The sequence below is a fragment of the Pedobacter psychroterrae genome, assembly GCF_004331695.1.
In the GTDB taxonomy this organism is placed as follows: Bacteria; Bacteroidota; Bacteroidia; order Sphingobacteriales; family Sphingobacteriaceae; genus Pedobacter; species Pedobacter psychroterrae.
The window spans coordinates 84,308-109,913 of record NZ_SJSL01000009.1 but is presented as its reverse complement, the minus strand read 5'-3'; the positions used below and the strand labels follow the sequence as shown (position 1 = coordinate 109,913).

Genomic DNA, 25,606 nt, shown 5'->3' with positions numbered 1-25,606 from the left:
TAAAAAAACATTAACAAACAGCTAACCATGCCTTTTATAGCATTAAATTTACCTTTTTTCCTGGTAAACCCCGAATTCAGCCAGGCTTGCTATTTTATCAGACCCATCAATGGTGATCCTTACTTTACTTCCCTGCACCGATGGAAAACGGTGAACTTTTACCCTGCTGCTGTTTTCTCCAGAAAGAATCGGCTTCCATACTCCTTTCTGATAGTATTCCAGGCGGTATTTTTTTATGTTGGGCTTGTTTTCTGTAACCACAATTGTGTTAAAATGCATTTCTTTATCCAGAGAAACCTCCAGCCAGGGCTGTTTTACAATGGGGTTGGATACCCACGATGAGCCAAAATTATCATCGTTGGCAAAGTCCATGATATTAGAATCATAACCCCAACTCGAATTGGACGGTCTTTTTTTAACCAGATTGGTTGAAATAATAGGCGCATCATAAACCGGCAATTTAGCGACAGGACCTTTATTAGACCAGGTATCCCCTATTTCTTTCAAGGCAGCAAGTGCATTGTCGTCCAGTAGTCCATCCCTATTAGGTGCTACATTGAGCATAAAATTACATAAAGCCTCATTGAGCGGTATAATGTTGTCGTTCACCATAGAAGATGGTTTCCGCACCGGCTCATTCGGAAAAGAGCTCTTCCAGAACCATGAATTATTCAGCGGAAGGCAGGACATTGCCGGAAGCCTGTTGCTCTCCTTGGAAATGTGCTGACCTGCATTTTGCTCATAAGATTTGATATCCGTATAAAAAAGTGCCTCGGCAGGATATTTTGCCGCATTCAGGTCCATTACCAGGCAATTTGGCTGTATCGATTTTATTAAAGTGTAGATCTCTTCAAAAGGTATTTCATCATAAGAGATCCTGGACCAGGGCGCGTCCCAGCCATCAATGATAATCGCTCCGATCTCCCCATAATTTGTCAGCAACTCTGTCAACTGTGCCTTTACCATTTTGATATGCGCTGGGGTAATACTGTTCGGACGCAGTTTATGGTGCGTGTCCAGGATAGAATAGTAAAGCATCACTTTAAGGCCATCGGCCCTGAAAGCATCTGTAAATTCCTTTACAACATCCCTTTTTAGCGGACTGCTCATCACACTGTAATCGGTCGTCTTTGTATTCCAGATGGCAAATCCACTATGGTGTTTGGTGGTAAGGCAACCATAGGTCATGTTTGCAGACTTTGCAGCCTTTGCCCATTGGTCACAGTTCAGTTTTTTAGGGTCAAATATAGCTGCTGATGCTTCAGGATCTGCCCAGTCTTCATTCTGATAGGTCGGGATATTGTAGTGGATAAACATACCAAAGCGTAGGTCTACAAATCCCTGTTGAAGTTCAGAAAGGGTTTTTTTTTGTGCGTAACTACTATAAGGGTTTACAGCAAAGCATATTGAAAGTAAGGTAAGGCCTATTAAAATACTGGGTCTTTGTTTCATTTGGTTGTTCTGAAAGTTAATGAAGCTGTTTAAGCTAATCAAAACTAGACCAAATTTATAGCTGACACCATAGTTTATTCTTCTATTTTAATGAACTATCCTGCTATATGCTATTTACCTTTAAACAGGCCTTTAACATACTTACCTGCTTTTCCTATAGCATCCAGCTGATCTGAAATGGTTTCTATCAGGTTACTGTCTGCCTGCTCTATATCACCCATATTTATACCTGACTCCAATTGCTTGGGATAGAGAATGATCAAACTTTGTTTGTGAAAATAACTTGATAGATAATAAGGAAGTTTTTTTAACTGAGGAATATACGAATTATGCCCTTTACGTGAAGAAACAATAATAAAAAGATCGTTCAGCTTCAGCTCCTTGCTAAAGATCAGGAAGTCATCCCAGTTATCAAATTCATTAAACTGTACCTTAACCACATACGAGCTTCTCTCCATCACCTTCCCGATAAGCTGATTGGTGACAGCTGTACCGTAAAAATTAATAGAGATCCCTGCTTCCTTTGCCATGACCATGACTTTCCTTAGCCAATGCAAAAATCCAGGCTCTGTCTCTGCCTTTGGCAGCATGACAACAACAATCCGTTTAAAGGTATTAAAAGGCTGTGTCGGTTTGTAAATATAAATGGTCTCATGTACCCTTCTGATAATATTTTCAGCTTTGGTACCAAGAAAAGTGTGCTGATCAGCCTGTTTATGAAGTCCGATTACAATATCACTGATTCCGTGCTCTTTGATCGTATAAACAATTCCGTTACTGATACTCGAATCATACCTTGTGATGGGAATAATGGTATTTTCTGATGCTGCCGCATGTGAGACAGCCTTCTCAAGAATTTTCCGGGAGGCACCTGCATGATTGCCTTTTGTGCTTTCATCATCGATCACATTCAGTCCATAAATCGAAGTATGCGTCTTCCTGGGCTTCAAGATAACACCAAAATCAACCAGCTGCGTGATCATATCCGGATAGGCAAGCGACACCAGTATCCTTTCATCAGGCTGTTCGGCTTCGTCATTCGTATCCTCCTGTTCCTGATCAAAAGCCAGCTTCTTAGATACCCCCTCTACCACAAAAGAACTTACCCCGCAACTTACCAGTATCAGCAAAATCGTACCATTCAGCACATCTTCATTCAATAACCTGATCGGTTCACCCGATGCTGTTTCTCCTGTGATAATGTTATAACCTACCAAAATAATGGCCAGCGTAGCCGCTGCATGGGAAGAACTCAGCCCAAAGATCATTTTTCCTTCCGTAGGGCTCAGTTTAAAGATCCGCTGAGTCAGCCAGGCTGCCAGGTACTTGGTAGCCAATGCCACAAAAAGAATAATCCCGGCTACTTTCAGCGCCCCCCAACCTTTTACCAATACCGTTACATCCACCAGCATACCTACGCTGATCAGGAAAAAAGGAATGAATATCGCGTTGCCTACAAAATCTATTCTATTCATCAATGGAGATGTATGTGGCACAAATTTATTGAGTACCAGGCCAGAAAAGAACGCACCGATAATGGCTTCCACACCAGCAGCCTCTGCCAGAAATGAGGCAAGAAAAACCATTGCCAGTACAAAAATATATTGCGAGATGCTGTCCTCAAAATGTTTGAAAAACCACCTGATGATCAAAGGAAATAGAGCAAATACGATGGCGACAAAAACGATTGTAGAACCTCCCAGCTGCAACCAGAAAGTAGCAGAAACATCTTCTTTTGTCATTCCCGCAATCCCCGCCAGGATTAATAGTGCGAGGATATCAGTGATCATTGTCCCGCCTACCGTCATGCTCACTGCCCTGTTTCTGATGACCCCGTATTTACTGGCTATGGGATAAGAAACAAGCGTATGGGTAGAAAACATACTGGCCAGCAATAAAGAGGATAAAAACCCGTAACCCAGCAGGTAATAACTGGCAAGTGTACCGAACGTCAGCGGAAATATAAAGGTTAACAAGCCAAAAACCAGTATCCGCTTCCGGTTCTTCTTAAACTCGGCCAGGTCAATTTCCAGACCAGCCAGAAACATGATGTACAGCAGGCCAACAGTCCCAAACAATACGATGCTGCTGTCCCGTCTCAGCAGGTTTAAACAATACGGTCCCACTATTACACCCGACACAATTAACCCGATAATATGAGGTACTTTTATTTTCTTAAAGATGATCGGGGAAAACAAAATGATAAACAATACCAGCGAAAAGATGATCACCGGATTGCGTAACGGTAAAGAAAAGTCCAGGGCGGATAATAAAATCATAAAGCTTTGTTTAGTATTATTTCGACTTTTCTGCAGTTAGCGCATATACAATTTTACAGTTTGCCTGTAGGATCTCTCTGGTTCCGTCCATCCTTTTCTCATTAATAAAATTAAGGGCCGCCTTAAAAGACACATCTACGTTTGGCCGCTCATCCAAAACTTTTAGTTGATTGTCTCTATAATTGCCTACATACACCCGAATGAGTACAGGACCCGAATATGCTTTTACAACGATGGACTTTTGATTGTAGCTGATATCCCATTGCTCTGTCTTGGTATCTCCCAATGCAGACCCGTCGCAGGTAGTTTCTATACAGCTCATCTTAACAATCCATTTACCCACAATAGCAGGGTCGTATACCGATGCAGAATCGGCTTGCATCTTTGCGCTGTCCAGCGACTGCCTTGCATGTTCCAGTGCCTCTTCTTTCAGTTTCAACCGCTGTTCCCAGGCCAGTAAGCCCTGCTCTTTCTGGGCGATTTCCTTTTGCAGTATTTGCAGATTTTTCTCCCGCTCGTTAAGTCCGCAGCTTTGCAAAAAAACAATGAAAATAAATAGGATGATCAGATTCGACTTCATAAGTATCAAAATTTGGGTTGATAGCTGATTTTGCTAACTTACAAAAATTGACTTTAAAATCAAGGCTTGACTTGATTCAATTGTCATTTAGCGCTATATTTGATTAAATAATCATACCCTCAAAACTCTCCAACCACACGGATATTAGATGGGTTGTATCACTGTTCGATGTGAATCCCAATTAAATAAACTGTCACTCCGTGTGACTCGGCCCTCAGACCGGACTCACATACAACGGTGATCAAGCGGAGCTACACGGATTCCATATCAAAAAAAAGTATTTATCAGCACTGATCCGCTCATATAGGTCATGACACAAACTACCAGGATTCCGAATAGCGTAAGCCATATTGGATGTTGGTAATCCCCGATAATCTTTTTCTTATGAGCTGCGAAAAGAATGGTTGCGAGTGTGACCGGCAAAATCAGACCATTGGCTGCTCCCGCCATGATCAGCAGGCTTACTGGCTTTCCTACTGCAATAAATATCATGGCTGAGATTATTATGAAGCCAATAATTAGCTTATTTTCGTTTTTCTGAATAGCCGGACTAAAAGATTTAATAAATGAAACAGAGGTATAAGCGGACCCAATTACGGAAGTAATGGCGGCAGAAAACATTACCAGTCCGAAGAGTTTGTAACCGATGTTTCCAGCAGCGAGCTGGAATACCGATCCGGTAGGGTTTCCAGCATCAATAGACAATCCCTTTGCTACCACCCCAAGGGAGGCGAGAAATAAAAAGACACGCACCAAAGATGCTATGGAAATACCCATAACAGCACTCCTGTTCACTTCTTTAAGTGATTCTTTTCCTTTAATGCCTGCGTCCAGCAAGCGATGTCCGCCGGAGAAAGTGATGTAGCCGCCCACCGTTCCGCCCACCAGGGTAAGAATGGTCATGAGGTCTATTTTGGCTGGCACAATAGTCCTCAATACTGCTTCTCCAACAGGAGGTGCAGAACTGACAGCAATATAAACGATGGCCATGATCATTAAAAAACCCATTAGCTGTGCAAATTTATCCATCGCTTTACCTGCTTCTTTCACCACAAAAATCGCAATGGCCATTGCTGCTGAAATAACCGCACCTGTGGCTACAGGAATGCCCAGCAAAGCCTGCAGCCCAAGGCCCGCCCCTGCTATATTTCCTATATTGAAGGCCAGTCCGCCCAACACGATCAGTATGGAGATGAAACTGCCAAGACCTGGCAAAAGTAAATTGCCAATGTCCTGCGCACGTTTTTCAGAGACAGCAATAACGCGCCAGATATTTAGCTGTACGCCTATGTCAATAATGATGGAAGTAAGTATCACAAAGCCAAAGCTGGCACCCAGCGATTGGGTAAAAACCGTGGTCTGGGTAAGGAAGCCCGGACCTATCGCCGAGGTTGCCATCAAAAAGGCGGCGCCCAGAAGTACGCTTCTGTTTTTCATCTTACAATGATCCCCTCCTGTTTAAAACGATGGCTAATCTCTCTGGCTAATTCCAGTGCATGACCGCCATCTCCATGAAGGCAGATGGTATCTGCCCGGATGGCTATATCGAGTCCCTCAGAAGAGGTCACTATACCTTCCTTTACCATTCTCATCACCTGATTGATGGCGGTTTTACTGTCATTAATCAATGCGCCCGCCTGGCTCCTTGGTGTCAAAGTACCATCCTGCTTGTAAGTCCTGTCTGCGAATACTTCGTTTTTCACGTTCAACCCTCTTCGTTCTGCGGATTTGATGAGTTCACTGCCGGATAGTCCGTAAAGTATTAGTGAAGGATTGGCAGCATATACCGCTTCCGCTATGGCATCGGCTAGTTCAGGGTTTACAGCAGCCATATTGTACAGGGCGCCATGCGGTTTTACATGATGCAGGGCACTGCCTTCCGCTTTAACAAAAGCAGACAAAGCACCTATCTGATAGAGTGTTATATTGTAAACCTCGGTAGCACTAAGTTTCATTTCTCTTCTTCCAAAGCCTTGCAGATCAGGAAAACCTGGATGGGCACCTATCTTCAGGCCATGTCTGATAGCGGCCTTTACCGTCATTTGCATAGTAGCAGGATCGCCTGCATGAAAGCCACAGGCTATATTTACTGAAGAGATGAAGGGCATAATGGCTTCGTCATTTCCCATGGTATAAGCACCAAAGGACTCTCCCATATCACAATTTAAGTCCGTATAAAAATCAGCCATATTTTAAGCTAATGGTATGTTTTAGTTGCTGTATCTGCTTTTCCTGCTGCTGCAGTTGCTTTTGTGCTTCAGCTAAGGTAATTAATTCAAATTTTATCAGACTGCCGGTTTGCTTTTGCGCAAGGATACTTAGGGCGGCCGTTATCACCTGAGCAATCCTTGGATAGCCGCCTGTGGTCTGGCTATCGGCCATCAGGATAATTGGTTTCCCTTGCTGCGGAACTTGTATGGTTCCGAATGTCACCGCTGAAGATAGCATTTCTTCAGTTTTAGTCTGGTGGATACCAGCGCCGTCCAGTCGGTATCCCATCCTGTTATTGTCCTTGCTGATGCTAAATTCCTGACTGAAAAATGCAGCTATGCTATCTTTGGTAAATAAGCTGAACTCTGGACCGGCTATTACACCAATTGTCTGCTTATCCAGCCTGGGGTATAATTTTAGATCGGGTGTCCAGTTAAATTTACCGTTAGCTTTATAGGCCTGCTTGAAGGGAATCCGGTCGCCGGGCTTTAATGCCCTCCCTTCCCATCCACCTATGCCTGCCTGCAGATAGGTAGCGCAACTGCCCAGGACTGGTTTTATCTTAAAGCCTCCGGCTACCGACAAATAGGCGCGACAGCCGCTTGCTGGTTTACCGAATGTGAGTAATGAACCTTTTGGAATGTGGACTGGACGCCACATGGTCAAAGGCGCACCATCTATGGAAGGCGACAAATCCGCACCTGTAAGGATGATTAGGTGTGCTTCCTCAAACAGTAAGACCGGCCCAATCAGGGTAATTTCCAAGCCCGCCTCGTCTTCTTCATTTCCCAAAAGCAGGTTGCCTATCCTGAGTGCCAGCTTATCCATCGCCCCACTTACAATGATCCCGGATTTCTGATAACCGTACCTGCCCAGGTCCTGAATGGTACTTAGCATACCGGCTTTGACCACCTTAAATCCCATATATCTCTTCCATTAAAATATCAGCTTCTACAGGTACAAAACGAATGCGGTCGCCTGCTTTCAGCAGTACAGGCGTATCACTTTCCTTGTCAAACAGGTCTATGGTAGTCCTGCCAATGATCTGCCATCCCCCGGGTGTTTCTATTGGGTATACACCCGTCTGCATACCTGCTATGCCAACCGACCCCGCAGAGATGCTGGATGTTGGCGTTTCTTTTCTGGGCGTAGCAATCCTGCTGTCCATGCCGCCCAGATATGGAAAACCAGGTGCAAAACCAATCATGTACACCAGGTATTCTGTACTGCTATGTATATGTATTATTTCTTCTATGCTGAGCTTATTGTGCTGCGCAACAAACTCAAGATCAGGGCCCCATTCCCCTCCATATACAACAGGTATTTCTATGGCCGCCGACTGGCTGCCTGTGGTTGCTTCCGGCAAATCCTCCATCATTTCCTGTACCATGGTTTCCAGTTCCTGAAAAGATATCAGGCTTGGTTGATAGTAGATGGTAATGCTGCTAAATGCAGGAACATACTCCACAAAGCCCTCAAAGGTATATTCATCCAGAAATTCGCCAATGGCCCTGATCTTTTGATTGATGGGAATACTGATCTCATCAGCAAATTGTATGACTATAGCCGAATCTCCAAGTGGGTAGCACCGAAAGTCATTAGAATTTGCTTCAATTGTCATATAACCAAATATATGTGTATTTTTAGACTTAATTATTTAATGAAACCAAATATTTAGACATGTTATCACGACTTACCCGCTTAAATTACTTATTTGCTTTTTTACTAACTACTGTTGCTGCTCAGGCACAGGAAAGCACCTTATTTGTACAAGACCAGTTAAAACTGGTGGGCTCAGATTATAGCTTTACCGAAGGCTGCTCAAAGGACAAAGCCGGTAATGTTTTCTTTACTGACCAGCCGAATGATAAAATCTGGAAGTACGATCTGGACGGTAAATTGTCTGTTTTCTTAGATAAAACTGGCCGTTCAAACGGGACTTTCTTTGATAAAAAAGGCAATCTGATCACCTGTGCGGATGAAAAAGGAGAACTATGGTCGGTGAACAAAAAAGGAAAAGTTAAGGTGCTGCTGAATAATTTCGGAGGAAAGCAACTTAATGGCCCCAATGATGTGTGGATGGATGCCAAAGGAGGTATCTATTTTACAGACCCTTACTATCAGCGCCCGTATTGGACCAGAAAAAGCAAAGATATTCCTACGGAAGATGTGTACTATCTGGCAAAAGGCACAAAAACTGCCCTGATGATCGCAAATGGCCTTAAACAACCAAATGGAATAGTAGGCAGTCCGGATGGTAAGTTTCTCTTTGTTTCGGATATTGCATCAGGCAAGACATATAAGTATCCTATCATAAAAAATGGGGTATTGGGTGAGAAACAATTACTGATCAACCGTGGCTCTGACGGCATGACGCTGGATGATAAAGGTAATGTCTACCTGACCGGCAACGGTGGTGTGTATATCTTTGACGCTTCAGGTAATGCCATTGGAGCGATTAAAGTACCAAAAGGTGCCAGCAATGTATGTTTCTATGGAAAGAACAATGATATTTTATTCATTACCGCACACAATTCGGTATATAGCATTCCGGTGAATGCTAAGGGAGTTGAGTAGAATTAAGACCTGTTTTTATAAATGCTAAAATGGTTTTGGCCGGAATGGCGATTGTGCTGGCCCGGCCAAACCTGGCAATATTTATTCCATAAAAATGACCCGCAGTATCAAATACTGGCCCGCCACATTGCTCAGGCCTGATCTTCGCACCATGGGCAAAAACAGCATCAAAGCCGTCCCTCCTGCTGCTTTTACCCCCCACAAACATATCTACAGGATGTGTAACCGGTCTTTCTGGTCTGGAAGCAAGGATAATCTGCTTGCTTAGCCTGCTGCCTTCACGGAGGATATCGAATTGAATGGTGTCCCCCGCCCAGTATTTCATCAATTGATTTCCATAGTCTTCCGGTTTATTGATGGCTGTATCATTTATGCTAACCAGTTGATCGCCAATTTGCAAACCAGCATTGCCTGCCGGACTACCCGGCTGTACCACGGTGATAGCCACAGGCGCTGTGTAAGCCACTGCAGCTCCCAGATAGGCCATTCCCGCTATTTTATTCAACGAAAACACGGTACTTCCCATCACACTTACCTGACTATCTCCGGCACCTGGCTGGACTGAAATCAGAAACATCCCAAGCTGCTTTACTGCTATCGTATCTTTAACCGAAGCGTCGAGAGCGTTAAGAGCATTGAGAGCGTTGAGACTTACACCACCCTTTAACTTTGAACCAGCTTGGAGTAAAACCAGGTCTGTATTCCTGTCTCTGCTAATCACCTTAGCTGTTAGATCTTTACCATTAGCTACTCTGACCACAGGATCAACTCCGATTAATGAGCTCTTACTAATGATGCAGGTTCCTTTTTCAGTTTTAACTAAGGTACCCATTACCTGTTGCTGTTTTCCGTCCACCATGCTATTGATCGAAACCACATGATCACTAAACTGCTTTGCCGTCTTTATAAAATTCGAATTCAGGTTGGCCAATGCAGGAATACTGAGGATTATTTCCGGATCATTCCCAACTGCATCTTCCTGTTCAGGTAACTCCGCGTATGTCCTCGGCACATTTAGCGCCTTCCAATATTTACGGTAGAAATCTACGGGTATTTCATAATCTACATCCACATTTATTGCACTATGCAAACCAATGACACGGCCCAGGTAATCGAATATCGGCCCACCTGAATCACCGGGTTCCATCATACAGGTCGACTGCAGAAAGCCATATTCGTTCTTTACATTGGTAATACTTCCAAACCTGACCAGGGGCAATGGCTGGTTGAGGCTTTCCGGATAAGAAATGCTGATCACAGGTTCATTTATCTTAATGGCCGAGGACCAGCCCATCTCAGCATAGGGCCAGGTGCCCACTGTGATGATCTTCATCATAGCCACGTCAGGCATGTTTGGTGTTTTGGCAAATTCAATCTTTCCAAGGCCTTTGGCTATACCGGTTTTTCCGTCAGGGAATGTTACCAGATAGCTTTGTCCAGGTGTGTTTACATGAGCGGCGGTCAGTATATGCCCTTCTGGTGTGACCACTACTCCGCTAAACTGCGGGCCTGCCTGTTGCCTTTTAACTGTATCGAAAGCCCACATTCTGACACTGGCAGGATAGGCTTTTTTTATCGCATTTTGTGTAAGGGATTGTATTTTTTGAATATCAAGTTGCTGGCTGAAGCCATAAGATGCGCAAATTGACTGTAGTAAAATCAATAATAAGATTTTTTTCATGTTGGAGCGATAATATGTTAGTATGCCTGTATGCTGATTAATGCATTGGCTGTGGCAAAAATAGAATTATTATCTTAAAACCAGCATAAGAAATGTCGGGATAACTAAGCGTATTGGAGTTCGTCGCACTGAAAACCTTTATCCCTGAAGATATCTTTTACCAATGCTGCACAGGGAATGGAACTCACCACCTTTAAAATCCTGTCCATCCCTTCAAAATTGACAGACCAGTTCTTTCCAAAAATAAGATCCATAACAGGCTTGATAGCACCCAGATCGTAGGTGTTTTGTACTGAAGTTTTAAATACAATTGTGTCCATCTTTCTTATAATGTATGTGTTGTGTAGAAAGACGCAGTTTTGCGCCTCCATGTTACAATAATTAATGTAAAGATGTGATATTTTACTTTTCATGAATAGTTTTGTCCGGCCAGACCGGACAAAACCTAGGTGAGTTGTTAATAATCGTCGGTGAAAGTATTATCCTTTTACAGAAGTGATCTCTTTAATCTGTCCGTTAAATTTGATTTTCACTTTTTTCGCTAGGGGTGAACTGATCCTGTAAGCGGTTATTTTACCATCTCTCCAGCTCATGTCGACTGTAAAATTTCCCCTTGCTTTCATTCCTTTTACATTTCCATAGGCCTTCCAGGCATCAGGAATAGCGGGAAGCAGGTCAATAAAACCATCGTGGCTTTGCAGCAGCATTTCAGCCAGACCAGCTGCGGCACCAAAGTTTCCGTCTATCTGGAAAGGCGGGCCGGCAGACAGCATGTTGGGGTACACTCCCCCTCCTGCACCGTAATTAATATCCAGTCTGAGGGTTGGCTTAAGGATCTCCTTGAAAAGCTTAAATGCCCGGTTGCCATCCTGAAGCCTTGCCCAGAAGAGTAATTTATAGGCTATGGTCCAGCTCGGGCCATCATCTCCCCTTACTTCCAGCGATTTCCTGGCAGCTTCTGCGAGTTCGGGAGTGGAAGTAGGTGTGATCAGGGCGGCAGGAAATAAGCCATACAAATGCGATATATGACGGTGCTGAAGGTCAGTTTCCTTATAATCTTCTATCCACTCCTGAATACGGCCGTCCTTGCTGATTACCCCTGCCGGAGGTACTGTCTTTAAGCGCTCTTCCAGCTCTTTTCTGAAAGCTGCATCGATGTTTAAAACTTTAGAAGCAGTAATCACATTATTGAAAAGCTCCCTTACGATCTGGTTGTCAATGGTAGGCCCCATAGAGATACTGGCCGTCTTGCCGTTAGGCAGGTAAAAAGTGTTTTCAGGTGATACGGAAGGAGAAGTAACCATCCAGCCTGTTTTGGGATCTTTTATCTGAGCGCTTTTGTAGAATTGCGCCGAACCTTTTAATACCGGATAGATATCCCTGAGGTATTTCAGGTCCATGCTAAAGGCATAATGCTCCCAAAGATTGTTGCACAGCCATCCTGAACCTGCATTTGCAGCTCCCCATGATGCGCTCTCTCCGGGCTCGGTGAACCCCCATACATTGGTAATGACATGCGCAATCCAGCCTTCGGCATTGTAATAAGCCTTAGCGGTTTTCTCTCCAGGCTTTACCAGACCTTTTACGAGGTTAGCCAGGGGTAAGTTCAACTCAGAAAGATTCGAAACCTCTACCGGCCAGTGGTTCATCTGCACGTTTACATCCAGGTGGTAGTCGCCATTCCAGGGAGTATTGATTTCCTTGGCCCAAAGTCCCTGCAAATTTGGAGGTAAAAGCCCTACCCTCGTGCTGCTGATACTCAGGTATCTTCCGAACTGAAAAAAGAGGGCTGCCATCCCCGGATCGAGGTCTGACTGTTTATAAAAAGCACTCAGTCGGAAATTTGTTGGCAGCTCTTCTGCCTGACCAGCGCCAAGATCCAGGCTTAATCTTTTAAACAATTTACTAAAATTGGCAATATGCCTGGCCTTTTGCGTAGCATAAGGCTTCTTGATTGCGGCTGCAAGAATTTCCTGTGTCTTTTCCTTAAATGCGAAACCTTTAAAATCTGTACCCGCAGAAACGTAAATGATTAGTTCAGTAGCGTCCTTAACCACCAGTGAATTTTGATCGGCACTGAGTTTGCCACCGCTTAGTTTTGCCTTGACCCTTGCCAGGTACTGCATGCCTTTACCATCGGTACCATTGTCAAGCTGCCCTGACATCTGCAGCTCCTGCCCTTCCGTGCTGACTTCAAAACGCTCCGCGCGGTTGATTGTGATCCGGCAATTGATCATACCGGGTTTATCCGAGGTGATCCTGATGATATTTACATCATCATCAAAACTGGTAAAATATTCCCGCTTATATTTAACGTTATTCAACGTATATGTACAAGTGGCCAATGCGTTATCCAGCGAAAGCGTTCTACGATAATCTTTAGGTATGGCGGGCTCGCCCTGTACACCGTTATGATCAAAGTCGAGTTCAAGGGCACCCAGGGTCTGAAATTTTCCCCATTGCGCACCGCCCGAACCCGGGCCTTTGCATACAAAGTCGCGGTTTACCAAATCCTGAGCCTCGTCGTTCTTCCCTTCCAGAATCAGTTGCCTGATTGCTGCAAGGCTTTTATTTGCCTCATAATTATTTGCGTCCTGTGGCGATCCAGACCACAATGTGATGTCATTTAAAACAATTTTTTCCTTTGCTAATCCGCTATTTGGCGTCATCCCCAGCCTGCCATTGCCAAGCGGCAAGGTTTCCTCCCATAGTTTTGCAGGTTCGGCATACCAGAGCTTTAATGGTTTTTGCTGCGCAATAGCAGGCATGTAAAACAGAGATAACAGCATTATAAACGAAAAGCTTCTTGAAAAAACACCTGTATGCATGCGAAAGAATGGGTTGTTTAATTAGTTAATTGGTTGAAAATAAAATTATCACAGATATCTGACCCTAAAAATGGACAATCTTTGTTAAATAATGGATTAATTGACCTTATTGTTTATTCCAAAAAGTTAATTCGCTCATATTACTGTAAGCAGATCCGGTAGTGGTATTCAATACACGGATACGAATATATCTTACCGGAGGAGGATTGCTGATCAGATCCACTTTAATGGCATTTACCCCATTATCACTCCTGTTGACCTCTCTAAGCAGCGTCCAGCCCTTGGCTATCGCTTCTGCTTTCCAACCTGAAGCATCGGCCCTTAGTGTGGTAGCTGCATTGGTAATATCAGCAATACCCCAGACCTCAAATCTGCTTGGGTTATTGCAGCAATCTCTGCCAACTTCTTCCATTTGCGCTAGGTTATTGTAAACTTTACCCATGTCAAACGTTAGTACGTGCGCCAGGTGATTGCCATCGCTATGGAAAATATTAGGGTATCCCTGCGGACCTACACTGCCATCCCAAAGTTTACTGATGCTGGTTCCCGATTCGTAGGTATTTACATCATTTGGCAGACGAACCTCCCTAAACAAAGATTTATCACACTGTATAAACTGGAAGATACTCGGATATTCATCAAATTTATTTACAGTAAATATATCAATAGACTGCTGTTCAGGCTTGTAGAAAGACTGAAACAACACTTTGGTACCGGCCTTATAGCTTGGAAGGACAACCGTACCGTCTGTGCCGAGCAGTGAGGCGGTAGCTTCAGCACCGGCGGCATTGGTATAATTGATCATGGTTTTTACATGAATTGTATCTGCCGTGATAAAATTCAGGGTAATACTCCCATTGCTGTTCACTACATACGGAGTAGCAGCATCATAAGCCCTGTTTAGCAATGTACTGCTGTAAATAGGCCCATAAACTTTCACATTGTTTACTTCCCTTGCAATAGAAGTATTCCCTTTTGCATCAAAAGAGTGAATGGTAAAGGTATACACAAACTCCTGCAATCCACTGATGATGGTTTTTACGCTATCAGTCCTTTCGGTCACATTCACTACCTGGGAATCAATTTTATTGTTCCAGTAAACGACATATTTGGTGATACTTGGGTCTGTGCTCGACTTCCATTTTAGCTGCACGCGAAGGTTGCCTGGCTGGGAAGTCACGTCCCCTACCGCACCAGTATAGGTAAGTTCTTTGTCGCCAAGGAAATCCCTGAAGTCCGTTTCGTGCTTACTGCATCCAAACACTATGGAAAACAATGTAAGACAAATGGCGGTGTATAGATAATTTTTCATCTGTTTATAGTTTATCTTTTAATTTTTGATCAATGGATAATTATTCCGGTTTGCCATAAAACGACATTTCCAATACGTGTGCAAATGAGCCGGCAGACCAGGTTCTTGTTACTGAGAGCCGCAGAAACTTGACCGATGGGGCATTGAACGGAACGTTGAAGTTGACACCTGCTTTGACAAACTCGTTATCCGCAGAGTTGCCCGGAACGGGCATTCCTGACGGAGGTGGCGGAAAGTTGTAATTACCCAGGTTGACCCAATCTCCGATTACCGTACCGGCTGCCGCAGAAACAGGAAGCTGAGCATCTCTTGGAGAAGCAGAATTTGATCCCCAAAGACTGAAATCACGCGGATTACCATGTCCGTAAGCCCAGCTATCAGGCCTTTGCCACATGATGAAGCGGCTTAATTTATAGGTGTTGCCTATGTTAAAAGTAGCAACAAATGGCGCTTTACCGCTGGACCCAGTATGCCATCCCGGCTCCCCATTGTTGCCATCCCACAATCTGGATACAATCCAGTTGCCATCGTATGGTGGTGAATCACTAGCTAAAGTGAATGGGCTAAACTTACTCTTATCCAAAAGTTCTTCATAAAGGGGGCTTAGCTTTACGTTAAGCGTATCAGATACATTGCCCCATTGGTCAGTAATATATACCCCAAAGTCACGTGCGTCCGTTTTATAACCCCTTATCGAGTAATCTACTGTATCTAACCTAGTAAAATGCTGGTCCTGAACTTCCATATCACGGGTTACGTCATCGTAAGCTATCAATATGACCCCTATTTCCTTTTTCAATGGGTTGAATGTTTTGACGTTCACTCCGCCAAAATCTGCTGAGATTGCTATAGACGGCCTCACCAATTGATATACTGGTGTTTTAGGATTTACTTTTACCGTAACAGGATCTGAGACTACATTTGCACGAGTCACTGTATAGAGTGTTACTTCATATTCCTGTGCTTCTGCAAATCCCTCAACCTTTATCGTATCCGTATAATAGGAGGATTTAGTCTCCCTGGCTACGTTTTCCCTTATATTGTATTTAGCCAATACATAGAGAATGTTGTCAGAGTTAGGAAGGTCATAGGTGATATATGCCCCACCGTTGAAGTTGTCTACCTTTAGGTTAGTGACAGTTTCCGGCTTGGCTGTATCCTTGGAAACTGGATCTGTATTGTAGCCATTGTTCTTCTCGCAAGCTGAAAACGCTGCAGCCAGAAATACAAGGCAGATGATGAATATTTTATAGTTCGTCTTTTTCATAATTTCTAATCTCCTTTACTACCAGTTTGGATTTTGCACCAGGTTTCCATTGATGATCAAATTGTCATTTTTAATAGGCCACAGATAATTTCGCTCGTTGAAAACCGGCGAAATTAAGGTACGCGGGCGGTAATAATTGATCGGTGCCTCTTCGTAAATATTCCAGCCCTGCAATGGCCTGCTCATTACTGCCTGCAGCTCTTTCCATCTGCGCAATGCCCATCCAGCCTGACCTTCAAATGCAAGTTCAATGCGCGTTTCCTGATGTATGATCTGACGAAGACCATCCTGAGAAGTGTACTTTGCCGGATTTCTTGAGAAATTGGTCCATGCCGCTACTACACCCGGTAATCCGGCACGGGCCCTCACCCTGTCCAGATAGGGAACTACTTCCGCGTAGGATTTGCCCTGCTCATTCAATACCTCGGCATATAAAAGATATAAGCCAGACAAACGCATCATTGGGTAATGAAAATTTTCCCAGGTCATGCTCTTATCGTAAATGGTGAGGTAATTAACCAGCTTCTTGGCCCAGTATCCGGTGACATTCAACCTGATATTGTCTTTCGGACCTGCATATGATCCGCTGCCCCGTGCCTGAACGTATAAGGTATTTTCAGGATCAAGCTTCCCATTACCATACCATACTCCGCCGTCGAATGCCACATTTGCATAGAACCTTGGTTCACGGTCGAAATGTGCCTTCACCGTCTCATATCCATTGTGGATGTAAAAACGGTCTTTCTCAAGTGCAGTTTTAATTCCGTAACGACCCGTGTAATCCCATGTTTTGTCTTCAGTAATCGGCACCCCATTGTGTGTATAATAGAGTTCCTGCTGACCAATTGGGACTGCAAAAGTACCCTGGGCGATTAAATTAGCAGCAGCATCAGGCGTGAGCCTTGGCATGTTGTATTCCTGGCGGCCAAACCCGAATACCGGATTCAATGCCCAGATTAATTCGGTATTTGTTTCCCATTTATCCGTAATTGTCGTTTGAAGATTTAATACCGTCTTTAGGGAATCTGTAAGATTGGCCGGGATACTCGCAGAGGGATTGAATGTATGCAGTGCATAACCGTTAGCTTCACATATTTGTATAGCCGCCACACAGGCAGCCGCCGCCCTGTCCCATTTAGTGGCATCATAGGTGCCGCTGAATAAGTTTTGCCCGTCTTTGTCTACGAAACTTGCATAAGCAGGGTTGCCGTTAAACAATGGGCTAGCTGCAGTGGTCAGGATATCTGCTTTCACCGCCAGCGCAATTGGCCTGGTGATGCGGCCCAGCTCCTGTGTCTGATTTTGAATGGCAAGTGGAAGATCGGGCGCTGCCTGATCCAGTAGCCTAACCATATAATTTACCACTGAATCAACCGGATCACGTTTGACTTTTACATCCTGTGGCTGACTGTTGATGGGTAGATTTACATCTGTAATGGGAATAGGCCCATACATCCTGAAAAGATAAAAATGGTAATAGGCCTTCAAAAACTTGACTTCCGATATCCATCTGGCTTTCTCGCCGGGAGTAAGGTCTATCGGTTTGTCAATGTTCTCCAACATGGTATTACACCTTCTCAGTGCCCTGAAAATGGCCTGTCCGCCATTTTCACCGTCCCAGAAGTTCAGACCCGGATTGGCAGCGCTTTGGGTGCCCCTGATTAGGTTGAATCCTGTGGGTTCTATGCTTTGGTTGTCTGTCAGGTTATTAGGGAAAACAACCTCACCGGAGGTGGTAAAACCGGCATTCTGTTGTGGATATTGAAATTGCTGCAAGGTAGCATAACAGCTAAAAAGATAGTTCTCTGCTTCATTGCGGTTCCTAAATGCATAATCGATTGTACCCACATTTTCGGGTGTGACATCGAGGTACTTTTTACATGACATAGTCGTCATTGCAAGTACGATCATGTATAAATATTTGTAATATGATTTCATATTTTAAGTGATAATCGGTTAGTACTATAAATTGACATTTAGGCCTACGTTGAATACTTTCTGTATAGGATAGTTAAATCCTCTGCCTCCCAGCTCCGGGTCCCACATCTTGAAAGGACTCCAGGTAATCAAGTTCAGACCGTTAAAGTATATCCTGGCATTTCTTAGCTTGAGGTTCTGCAAAAGCGGCTTGGGCAGAGTATAGCCTATTTCAAGAGATTTAAGCCTCAGGAAACTTCCATCTCTCATCCACCAGGTACTTTGCTGTCTGTTGTTCTCAATCTGTGCCCCGTTTGCGCCAAGACGCGGATACAAGGCATACATGTTTTGATTTTCTTCTGACCAATGATCGTTCGCGTAATCCATCAATAATTGTGTATTACCAGTAAACTGTGTATCCGGGCTTTTGATGAATGGACTGGTCCGGGCCGGATCGATAAAAAACGATACCATCGCCTGTCCCTGAAAGAAGGCCGACAGATCAAATCCTTTGTATCCTGATGAAAGTCCGAATCCGTAAACGATTTGAGGTATGTTTGGATTGCCAAGGAAGGTCTGGTCTGCACCATCTATTTTACCGTCATTGTTCAAATCCCGGTATTTGATGTCTCCACCCATAGGTGCAAATCCATTTGTGCTGAAAATCTGTGTAGGTGAATTCAGTGCCTCATTATCATCAACAAACAAACGTTCGGCAATATATCCGTAATTCCTGTTGAGCGGCTGGCCTGTAATTTTTCTATACGCCTCATTGTAGTCGGGCTCTTCATATTGCATATATTCATTGACACTGTAGGTAAGGTTACCTCTGGCAGAAACCCAGCCATTTAATCCCACATTCTTCTTGCCGTCAACAGAGAAGTCAATCCCTCTTGAGCGGACTTTGCCAATATTGGCCGTAATGCCAGCTTCCAGACCCATGGTAGTGGGAACAGAACTACGGTTTTGCAGTACATCAAATTTGTCGTTGTTATAAACGTCAACGATGAAATTGAAATCTTTTAGCAAGGTAAATTCCAGTCCTAAATTGGTCTGTCTTGATTTTTCCCAGGTTACATCGTCATTTTGATAATTTCTGATGCTCACGCCATTTCTCTGATAACCGTTGTTGGTACCGAATACTGCAGAATTGCCGCCATTTAGGTTGACGTCGGAGAGGTAGAAGAAACGTCTGTTACTGATCGCGTCATTACCAACAAGACCGTAACTTGCTCTCAGCTTCATCCTGTTAAAGACATTGCTGATATTGCCATCCCAGAATTTCTCTGAGGAAAGCACCCAGGAACCACCCACTGTAGGAAAGAAACCAAACCTATGTGTATCTGAAAAACGCTCAGAACCATTGTATCCAAAATTGAACTCCAGAAAATATTTGCTCTTGTAAGAATAAGTGGCACGGCCGGCAAGTGTGAGGTTGCGGAATGGAAGTGCATATTGCAAAGTTCTCTGATCTGTATCTGGATCTTTCGCGTTTGAATAAAGCGTCTGCTGACGTGTTCCGATCAATGCGCCGCTCAAGTTATGGTTTTCGGCAAATGTTTTGGAATAGTCCATCACACCCTGAAAATAGATAAAGGTATTTAAGGACCCTTCGCCAGGATAGTAAGTGAGGTATTCCTGTGCTTGTCCGGGTTGGTTGTTTAACCAGTTGAGGGTGTATACATCTGATACTTTATCATAAGAACCTATGCTATAGTAAAATGGGCTGTACTGCATAGACGAGTCAAAGCTTCCATAGCGATTGGTACTGAATATGCCATGAAATCCAAGTCCCTCTGTTACGAAATCCAGCTTTTGATTTAACTCAACCTGCGCCAGCATCCTGGATTCGGAAAATGTCCGGTGGCCCCTTAGTAGATAAGCATATGGATTAATGTCGGTAAACGAACCCACACTGCTTCCTGGTGTATTTCCAAATAAGATATGGTTTACATTTGCATTTGCAGCATCTGGCTCGAAGAATGCCGGAAACAATACCGGACTGGAATGCGTAGCAAGATTGTATATATCCGTTGAGAAGGATCCATCGCTGGTAAGCGGGCCATTGTACTCATTGAAGGTACCGGACAAACGAAGAACAAGCTCCGTACTTTTTGAAAGATCGATGTTTACGTTAGAGCGCAACTGATAATTCTGAAACTTTACATTGTTATTGTTGTTGTTGCGGATATCTGTTTTTAAAATACCATTGTCATTCGTATAAGAACCGCCAATGTAGTATCGGGCTACTCCGCCTCCACCTTGCACACTCAGGTTGGCACGCTGCGTACTGGTACGGTTCTTAAACAGCATATCCATCCAGTCTACCGCGGGATAAACATAGGGGTTACTCCCCGGTGCACCATCAATGGTGGCCTGCGTGTTCAGGATTTTGTTGGCTGTAAAAGGCCTGTCGGCCAATGGGTCGCGGGTCACAGTCGCCTGATTAAACAGGTTCATATAGGTAATCGGGTCCGCAAACTCCAGAGATTTCACAGATTGCGAAATGGAGTTTTCAATGCGCATGTTTATCTGGGCTTTACCGGCCTTACCCTCTTTGGTTTTTACCAGAATAACCCCATTCCCTCCTCTGGCGCCATATAGTGCAGTAGCACTTGCATCTTTCAGGATCGAGAAACTCTCAATATCATCCACCTGCAGCCTGGCAAGGTCTGATGAGGTGAGCTCAACGTTGTCGATCAGAATTAATGGGTCTTGCTTATATCCAAACGTGGTAACACCTCTGATGAAGAAGCTTGCGTTGTCCTGCCCCGGCTGACCGCTTGGCTGATAGGCAATAATACCCGCTACCTGCCCAGCGAGTGCATTTGTCAGGTTACTGGCAGGTATTTTTAGATTCCCGGGTTTCACTGTCGTTACGGCACCAACGAGTGCTTCGCGTGCTTCTTTCCTTCCGTAGGCAGTAATAACAACTTCTTCTGCCTGTACATTGCTTTCGGCAAGGACGATATTGACTACCGAGGTGGACGCGGTGATCGTGACACGTTTTTCAACGAATCCCACATAGGAAAATCTTAAGGTAGTACCGGGTTCAACATCCAGCACAAACCTGCCGTTGTTATCTGTTTGTGTACCAACAGTTGATCTGTTGATATCGGCTACGATTACCCCAGGCATACTCATGCCAAGTGTGTCAGTGACTTTACCAGTTATCGTCTTTCTTTGGCCCTGACCAAAAGCATCGCAATTACACAGGAGCAGAATGAACAATAAACAGCATGGATTTTTGCAAATTTTTAGTAACATTTGGTTCATACTTATTTGGTTATTTAGGTTATTATTTTATCAGCCACATTTGACCATTGAGCCGAAATTTTACTGACAACTCAAATCTATAGGTTCAACAGCCGGAGAAAAATAGTACATTCGTTTATTATCATGAATTATCCGCTGATTATTGAACTAGAAATAGCGTATTAGAACACAGTTCCTAACTGTTTAACTAAATCGTTATAGTATTTTCATCTAATTCGACTGGCGGGTTAATTTTGCATGGTTTATAAGTAGTATTTGAAATTTATGAGCGATATAAAACGAAACCTTGGGTTTGAGGGTGAGAAGTATATTTGTATACCTGAACCCGCCTGGAGAAGCGCTATTAAAGACAATCAGTTGATGAGTCAGCTGTATATCACCTATATCGGATATTTTCCAAAAGCCGCGTATCATTACAGGGAAAGATTTAACGGATGTACAGACAATATCCTGATTTATTGTGTGAGAGGAAGGGGCTGGTTTATGCTGGACGGTAAAGAGTTTGAGGTGGGCCCCAATGAATTCATCGTCGTGCCAAGTACTAAGGCAGCCATGAGCTATGGTGCAGATGAGAATGATCCATGGACTATTTATTGGGTCCACTTCAGTGGAAAAGATATGGACACCTTTAATAAGGGCTTCAACATCAAGCTATTTGACGGTGCGAGGCAGATCGTATTTAACGAAAAAGGCATACAGCTTTGGGAAGCCATGTACAAGAACCTCGAAATGGGCTACAGTAAAGAAAACCTCATCAATACAAACTTATGCCTCTACCACTTTCTGGCCACCTTCTTTTTTCCTGACAAACATACCAATGTGAAAGTGGAGGATGAAAAAACCATGATAAAGGATACCATTCAATACCTGCAAAATAACCTTTCTGAAAAACTGACCGTAGAGCATATCGCGATGAAAAACGACCTGTCTACCTCTCATTTTTCCAACCTGTTTAAAAAAGCTACCGGCATGTCCCCTCTTGATTATTTTATCCACCTTAAGCTTCAAAAAGCTTGTGTATTGTTGTATACCTCTGAAATTAAAGTGAAAGATATTGCGCTTGAACTGGGCTATGATGATCCGTTTCACTTTTCAAGGCTTTTTAAAAAGAACATGCGGACGTCACCCAACCAGTACCGAACCCAAAGAAGAAAAAAGGAAGATTGATAAATTTTACCTACCTTTAAATAAGCTGTTTATCAAAAACTACCATTATGAAAACTTTTATAGCATTCTTATTAATTACCTTTTCGGCATTTGCAGTGAAGGCTCAAAACAAGTCAGTAACAGGCGCATGGATACTTGAGGATGGTGAAAACCGCCATCATCTATTTTTCCAGGACGGATTCTTTTTTCACACTGCGCAGCAGGGAAAGCAGTTTGGGATGAGTCGTGGTGGTTCATATGAAATTAAGGCAGAAAGCATCAGTGCTAAAATAATGTACAATAGTGCAGATTCAAACGATGTAGGCCAGGTAATGAATATACCATTTTCTTTAGATGACCAATCATTAACGGTTACTGTATCCGACGGAAATGCCAGTTTTGTAAGAGTTGACAACGGAAATGCTCCACTGGCAGGTGTATGGCGCATCACCGGACGTATGGGCGAGGACGGAAAAGTAGCGGATATTCACCAGACCGGTTCAAGACAAACCTATAAAATGCTGACCGGCACCAAATTCCAATGGGTAGCAATTGATCCGGAGAAAAAGCAATTTTCTGGTACCGGAGGAGGGTCGTATACTTTTAAAGACGGAAAGTATACAGAAAATATCGAGTTTTTTAGTCGCGATAATACCCGTGTAGGAGCTTCACTTGCATTTGACGGTAAACTTGAAGCGGGCAAATGGCACCATAGTGGACTGAGCAGCAAAGGGGCTAAGATTTATGAGGTTTGGAGTAAAGTAAAATAGCAAAACCTGGGTTAATGAAGCATCATTTGAAAATAAGGAGCTATATACTATGCCTGCTAGGCTTTACGGTAATCACATTTAACAGCATTGCCCAGGAGAAGCTCAACGTAGCTGTTGCCGGTCTAAACCACGATCATGTCTACCTGATTATGAACGCGTTTGAGAAAAGCGAAGTAAATATTATTGGAATCGCAGAAGCTAACCCAGAGTTGGTAGAAAGATTTAAAAAAAGGTATAAGCTAGCTGATAATATCTTTTATACAGACATAAAGGCTCTGCTTAAAGTTAAGAAACCAGATATAGTATTGGCTTATAATGCCATTTTTGATCATTTATCGGTAGTAGAAGCAGCCGCACCGCTCGGTATTTCCGTAATGGTAGAAAAGCCCCTTGCTGTATCTGTAAAACATGCCGAACGCATGGCCCAGCTGGCCCGGCAACATAAAATCCATTTACTGACCAATTACGAGACCACATGGTATTCAAGCAATCAGGAAGCTTATACCAGAATAAAGAAAGATAAATCAATTGGTGAGATCAGAAAGATCGTGGCGCATGATGGCCATGAGGGGCCAAAGGAGATTGGAGTAAGCAAGGAATTTCTAGGCTGGCTTACAGATCCGGTTATGAATGGTGGAGGTGCGATCATTGATTTTGGCTGTTATGGTGCGAATCTGATGACCTGGCTAATGGATGGGCAGGCGCCTATTTCCGTATCGGCCGTTACCAAACAAATTAAAAAAGAAGTATACCCGAAGGTAGACGATGATGCTACTATTGTGCTGGAATATCCAGAAGCCACCGGCATAATCCAAGGGTCATGGAACTGGCCGTTTAGCATCAAAGACCTTGAAGTCTTTGGTGAGACAGGGTACGTACAGGCAGTCAACCCAAATACCCTGCGTATAAAAAACCGGGGTAAAGATTACCAGACCTTATCAGCCAAACCGCTGGAGGTTGCCTACCGCGATCACCTCAATTACCTTTCCCGAGTGTTGAAAAACCAAATTAATCCGCAAAATGACCTTTCTTCATTGGAGAATAACCTTATGGTTGTCAGGATACTGGAAGCTGCTAAGCAATCGGCTAAAGAAGGCAAAAAGATTTATTTAAAGAAGTAAATTAGTTGCCCACCAAGCCAATCTAAGTCGACTTTCATAAACGGTATTTGATAATTAAACTTATATCAATAGTATTTGTTGTTACAGGCATGGATAAACTTCAACGCAGCGTATATATTCTCTTATTTTTCATATTGGCCTTTGCGGGGCTATACATCGGTCGCGAATTTCTAATTCCGGTAGCCCTTGCCGCGATTTTGTCAATGCTCTTTATCAGGTTGTGCAACTGGTTTGAATCCAGGCATATCTCCAGGGGTCTGGCGTCACTGTTCTGCATTATGATCTTTGCATCCTCAATAGCGCTGATCCTGTTTCTGCTTTCCTGGCAATTGAGTAGTTTGTTGGAAAACATGGACGCAATGAAACACCGTGTAACTACCATCATAGAAGAAATGAAAGGCTGGGTGGATGATTCCATCGGAGTATCAAAGAAGACTCAGGAAAATATAATAGAACAACAGGCTGAAGGCGGAGGCACGGCAGGGGGTGGTATGGCTGCTGGATTTGCCAGCACAGTACTGGACATCCTGATTAACACGGTATTAGTTCTGGTATACATGTACCTTTTTCTATTCTATCGTACACATATCAAAAAGTTTATCCTCAAACTTGTACCTAAAACTGAGAAATCAGAAGCCGATGAAGTGGTGCATAAGTCTGGTAAAGTAGCTCAACAATACTTAAGTGGACTTGGGGCCATGATAGCCATCCTTTGGGTCATGTATGGAATTGGTTTTAGTCTTGTTGGGGTAGAAAGCGCCATATTTTTTGCCGTCCTCTGCGGATTACTGGAGATCATTCCCTTCGTAGGAAACCTTACAGGCACCTCCATTACCATTTTAGCCGTAATGGCACAAGGTGGAAACACGAAAATGATCCTTTCCGTGATAGGCATTTATTTTGTAGTCCAGTTCATACAAACGTATATCCTCGAACCATTGATAGTCGGCGAGCAGGTAAATATCAATCCTTTGTTCACCATCATGGCAATTGTATTCGGCGAACTAATCTGGGGCATCCCCGGAATGATCCTGGCAATCCCTTTACTAGGCATTGTAAAGATTATCTGCGACAATGTCCCGGAACTTCAGCCGTATGGATTTTTAATAGGTACGGAAAAAGAAAAACGAAATAAAACTGGCATCATAGATAAAATAAAGAGTTATCTTTAAGACTTTAGCTTTTATTA

The 25,606-nt window shown here is 43.6% G+C and carries 19 protein-coding genes; 5 read left to right on the top strand and 14 right to left on the bottom strand.

Going from position 1 to position 25,606, the window contains the following annotated elements; all coding sequences use genetic code 11:
- Positions 1 to 48 precede the first annotated feature (48 nt).
- The 7 genes from EZ437_RS20275 to pxpB form a co-directional block, all read right to left on the bottom strand.
- Positions 49 to 1,452: an alpha-L-fucosidase gene (locus EZ437_RS20275; protein WP_131597960.1), complete on the bottom strand. Its 1,404-nt coding sequence runs from the start codon at positions 1,450 to 1,452 to the stop codon at positions 49 to 51.
- A 110-nt stretch (positions 1,453 to 1,562) separates the two neighbouring features.
- Positions 1,563 to 3,731, bottom strand: coding sequence for a cation:proton antiporter (locus tag EZ437_RS20270; RefSeq protein ID WP_131597959.1), 2,169 nt, complete (start codon positions 3,729 to 3,731; stop codon positions 1,563 to 1,565).
- A 16-nt stretch (positions 3,732 to 3,747) separates the two neighbouring features.
- Positions 3,748 to 4,311: a hypothetical protein gene (locus EZ437_RS20265; RefSeq protein WP_131597958.1), complete on the bottom strand. Its 564-nt coding sequence runs from the start codon at positions 4,309 to 4,311 to the stop codon at positions 3,748 to 3,750.
- 267 nt (positions 4,312 to 4,578) lie between these two features.
- The gene (locus tag EZ437_RS20260; protein WP_131597957.1) at positions 4,579 to 5,748 is read right to left on the bottom strand and encodes an NRAMP family divalent metal transporter; all 1,170 of its coding nucleotides are present in this window, start codon (positions 5,746 to 5,748) and stop codon (positions 4,579 to 4,581) included.
- The gene (locus EZ437_RS20255; protein ID WP_131597956.1) at positions 5,745 to 6,500 is read right to left on the bottom strand and encodes a 5-oxoprolinase subunit PxpA; all 756 of its coding nucleotides are present in this window, start codon (positions 6,498 to 6,500) and stop codon (positions 5,745 to 5,747) included. Before EZ437_RS20255 ends, EZ437_RS20260 begins: the two co-directional genes overlap by 4 nt.
- Entirely contained in the window at positions 6,493 to 7,446 is a 954-nt protein-coding gene (locus EZ437_RS20250) for a 5-oxoprolinase subunit C family protein (RefSeq protein ID WP_131597955.1), read from the bottom strand. The genes EZ437_RS20255 and EZ437_RS20250 overlap by 8 nt, the downstream gene beginning before the upstream one ends.
- Positions 7,436 to 8,143: a 5-oxoprolinase subunit PxpB gene (pxpB, locus tag EZ437_RS20245; RefSeq protein ID WP_131597954.1), complete on the bottom strand. Its 708-nt coding sequence runs from the start codon at positions 8,141 to 8,143 to the stop codon at positions 7,436 to 7,438. Before pxpB ends, EZ437_RS20250 begins: the two co-directional genes overlap by 11 nt.
- A gap of 59 nt (positions 8,144 to 8,202) precedes the next feature.
- Between pxpB and EZ437_RS20240 the strand changes: the two genes are divergently transcribed.
- Positions 8,203 to 9,099 carry an SMP-30/gluconolactonase/LRE family protein gene (locus tag EZ437_RS20240; RefSeq protein ID WP_131597953.1) on the top strand — a complete coding sequence of 299 codons (897 nt, stop codon included), beginning with the start codon at positions 8,203 to 8,205 and terminating at the stop codon, positions 9,097 to 9,099.
- Here the strand turns inward: EZ437_RS20240 and EZ437_RS20235 are convergent.
- The 7 genes from EZ437_RS20235 to EZ437_RS20205 form a co-directional block, all read right to left on the bottom strand.
- The gene (locus tag EZ437_RS20235) at positions 9,083 to 10,780 is read right to left on the bottom strand and encodes a S1C family serine protease (protein WP_131597952.1); all 1,698 of its coding nucleotides are present in this window, start codon (positions 10,778 to 10,780) and stop codon (positions 9,083 to 9,085) included. The two genes, EZ437_RS20240 and EZ437_RS20235, sit on opposite strands and share 17 nt — an antisense overlap.
- A 104-nt stretch (positions 10,781 to 10,884) precedes the next feature.
- Positions 10,885 to 11,100, bottom strand: a complete 216-nt coding sequence (locus EZ437_RS20230) for a hypothetical protein (protein ID WP_131597951.1) — start codon at positions 11,098 to 11,100, stop codon at positions 10,885 to 10,887.
- A 159-nt stretch (positions 11,101 to 11,259) separates the two neighbouring features.
- Entirely contained in the window at positions 11,260 to 13,548 is a 2,289-nt protein-coding gene (locus tag EZ437_RS20225) for a glycoside hydrolase family 95 protein (RefSeq protein WP_225869640.1), read from the bottom strand.
- A 166-nt stretch (positions 13,549 to 13,714) separates the two neighbouring features.
- The gene (locus EZ437_RS20220) at positions 13,715 to 14,920 is read right to left on the bottom strand and encodes a DUF4998 domain-containing protein (RefSeq protein ID WP_131597949.1); all 1,206 of its coding nucleotides are present in this window, start codon (positions 14,918 to 14,920) and stop codon (positions 13,715 to 13,717) included.
- A 40-nt stretch (positions 14,921 to 14,960) separates the two neighbouring features.
- Positions 14,961 to 16,187: a DUF4959 domain-containing protein gene (locus EZ437_RS20215; RefSeq protein ID WP_131597948.1), complete on the bottom strand. Its 1,227-nt coding sequence runs from the start codon at positions 16,185 to 16,187 to the stop codon at positions 14,961 to 14,963.
- Positions 16,188 to 16,205: 18 nt separating this feature from the next.
- Positions 16,206 to 18,125: a RagB/SusD family nutrient uptake outer membrane protein gene (locus EZ437_RS20210; RefSeq protein WP_131597947.1), complete on the bottom strand. Its 1,920-nt coding sequence runs from the start codon at positions 18,123 to 18,125 to the stop codon at positions 16,206 to 16,208.
- 24 nt (positions 18,126 to 18,149) lie between these two features.
- On the bottom strand, positions 18,150 to 21,380 hold the full coding sequence (locus EZ437_RS20205; protein ID WP_131597946.1) for a SusC/RagA family TonB-linked outer membrane protein: 3,231 nt from the start codon (positions 21,378 to 21,380) through the stop codon (positions 18,150 to 18,152).
- 264 nt (positions 21,381 to 21,644) lie between these two features.
- Here EZ437_RS20205 and EZ437_RS20200 point away from each other — a divergent pair, with 264 nt between their 5' ends.
- The 4 genes from EZ437_RS20200 (at position 21,645) to EZ437_RS20185 (ending at position 25,589) form a co-directional block, all read left to right on the top strand.
- The gene (locus EZ437_RS20200; protein WP_131597945.1) at positions 21,645 to 22,547 is read left to right on the top strand and encodes an AraC family transcriptional regulator; all 903 of its coding nucleotides are present in this window, start codon (positions 21,645 to 21,647) and stop codon (positions 22,545 to 22,547) included.
- Between the two features lie 47 nt (positions 22,548 to 22,594).
- Entirely contained in the window at positions 22,595 to 23,296 is a 702-nt protein-coding gene (locus EZ437_RS20195; protein ID WP_131597944.1) for a membrane or secreted protein, read from the top strand.
- 14 nt (positions 23,297 to 23,310) lie between these two features.
- A complete protein-coding gene (locus EZ437_RS20190; protein WP_131597943.1) occupies positions 23,311 to 24,417 on the top strand; it encodes a Gfo/Idh/MocA family protein in 1,107 nt (368 codons plus the stop codon).
- Positions 24,418 to 24,506: 89 nt separating this feature from the next.
- Positions 24,507 to 25,589, top strand: coding sequence for an AI-2E family transporter (locus tag EZ437_RS20185; RefSeq protein ID WP_131597942.1), 1,083 nt, complete (start codon positions 24,507 to 24,509; stop codon positions 25,587 to 25,589).
- Positions 25,590 to 25,606 lie beyond the last annotated feature (17 nt).

What these genes read in the sequence shown, in the direction of transcription:
- EZ437_RS20230 (WP_131597951.1), bottom strand. Translation starts at nt 11,100, where the DNA reads ATGGACACAATTGTATTTAAAACTTCAGTACAAAACACCTACGATCTG.
- EZ437_RS20210 (WP_131597947.1), bottom strand. Translation starts at nt 18,125, where the DNA reads ATGAAATCATATTACAAATATTTATACATGATCGTACTTGCAATGACG.
- EZ437_RS20195 (WP_131597944.1), top strand. Translation starts at nt 22,595, where the DNA reads ATGAAAACTTTTATAGCATTCTTATTAATTACCTTTTCGGCATTTGCA.
- EZ437_RS20255 (WP_131597956.1), bottom strand. Translation starts at nt 6,500, where the DNA reads ATGGCTGATTTTTATACGGACTTAAATTGTGATATGGGAGAGTCCTTT.
- EZ437_RS20200 (WP_131597945.1), top strand. Translation starts at nt 21,645, where the DNA reads ATGAGCGATATAAAACGAAACCTTGGGTTTGAGGGTGAGAAGTATATT.
- EZ437_RS20270 (WP_131597959.1), bottom strand. Translation starts at nt 3,731, where the DNA reads ATGATTTTATTATCCGCCCTGGACTTTTCTTTACCGTTACGCAATCCG.
- EZ437_RS20215 (WP_131597948.1), bottom strand. Translation starts at nt 16,187, where the DNA reads ATGAAAAAGACGAACTATAAAATATTCATCATCTGCCTTGTATTTCTG.
- EZ437_RS20235 (WP_131597952.1), bottom strand. Translation starts at nt 10,780, where the DNA reads ATGAAAAAAATCTTATTATTGATTTTACTACAGTCAATTTGCGCATCT.
- EZ437_RS20205 (WP_131597946.1), bottom strand. Translation starts at nt 21,380, where the DNA reads ATGAACCAAATGTTACTAAAAATTTGCAAAAATCCATGCTGTTTATTG.
- EZ437_RS20220 (WP_131597949.1), bottom strand. Translation starts at nt 14,920, where the DNA reads ATGAAAAATTATCTATACACCGCCATTTGTCTTACATTGTTTTCCATA.
- pxpB (WP_131597954.1), bottom strand. Translation starts at nt 8,143, where the DNA reads ATGACAATTGAAGCAAATTCTAATGACTTTCGGTGCTACCCACTTGGA.
- EZ437_RS20240 (WP_131597953.1), top strand. Translation starts at nt 8,203, where the DNA reads ATGTTATCACGACTTACCCGCTTAAATTACTTATTTGCTTTTTTACTA.
- EZ437_RS20265 (WP_131597958.1), bottom strand. Translation starts at nt 4,311, where the DNA reads ATGAAGTCGAATCTGATCATCCTATTTATTTTCATTGTTTTTTTGCAA.
- EZ437_RS20225 (WP_225869640.1), bottom strand. Translation starts at nt 13,548, where the DNA reads ATGCCTGCTATTGCGCAGCAAAAACCATTAAAGCTCTGGTATGCCGAA.
- EZ437_RS20275 (WP_131597960.1), bottom strand. Translation starts at nt 1,452, where the DNA reads ATGAAACAAAGACCCAGTATTTTAATAGGCCTTACCTTACTTTCAATA.
- EZ437_RS20260 (WP_131597957.1), bottom strand. Translation starts at nt 5,748, where the DNA reads ATGAAAAACAGAAGCGTACTTCTGGGCGCCGCCTTTTTGATGGCAACC.
- EZ437_RS20250 (WP_131597955.1), bottom strand. Translation starts at nt 7,446, where the DNA reads ATGGGATTTAAGGTGGTCAAAGCCGGTATGCTAAGTACCATTCAGGAC.
- EZ437_RS20190 (WP_131597943.1), top strand. Translation starts at nt 23,311, where the DNA reads ATGAAGCATCATTTGAAAATAAGGAGCTATATACTATGCCTGCTAGGC.
- EZ437_RS20185 (WP_131597942.1), top strand. Translation starts at nt 24,507, where the DNA reads ATGGATAAACTTCAACGCAGCGTATATATTCTCTTATTTTTCATATTG.